Below are 339 nucleotides of genomic sequence, written 5' to 3'. Positions count from 1 at the left end.
GCTTGCAAGGCAGGTGCTCTCCCAACTGAGCTACATCCCCATTTGATCTGGCGTCCACCTGCTCTCCCACATCGTCTCCAATGCAGTACCATCGGCCGCTTGCGTCTTAACCGTCGTGTTCGGGATGGGAACGGGTGTTTCCCACAAGCGCATCGACACCAGAAATATGGTTATTAAGTTGTGTACTTGATAACTCAACAGTAAAACACATCTGACTTTCTACTTCTTCTTCCGTTTTAGTTGGATTGATTCAGCTGCATTCACAGCCTACTTTATCCATTTCCTTAGAAAGGAGGTGATCCAGCCGCACCTTCCGATACGGCTACCTTGTTACGACTT

Annotated in this window: 1 tRNA gene and 2 rRNA genes (1 of these 3 only partly in view); all 3 read right to left on the bottom strand. The window is 48.4% G+C overall.

The features are described from left to right. A tRNA-Ala gene (locus DXC01_RS20020) sits at positions 1–40 on the bottom strand; it reaches 68 nt to the left of the window's first position. A gap of 5 nt (positions 41–45) precedes the next feature. After that, positions 46–163, bottom strand: a 5S ribosomal RNA gene (gene rrf, locus DXC01_RS20015). Positions 164–288: 125 nt separating this feature from the next. Beyond that, positions 289–339, bottom strand: a 16S ribosomal RNA gene (locus DXC01_RS20430); the annotation flags it as partial.

It is taken from the genome of Blautia sp. OM07-19, from assembly GCF_003481595.1.
Taxonomy (GTDB): domain Bacteria; phylum Bacillota; class Clostridia; order Lachnospirales; family Lachnospiraceae; genus Blautia_A; species Blautia_A intestinihominis.
This window is presented reverse-complemented; position numbering and strand designations above follow the sequence as displayed.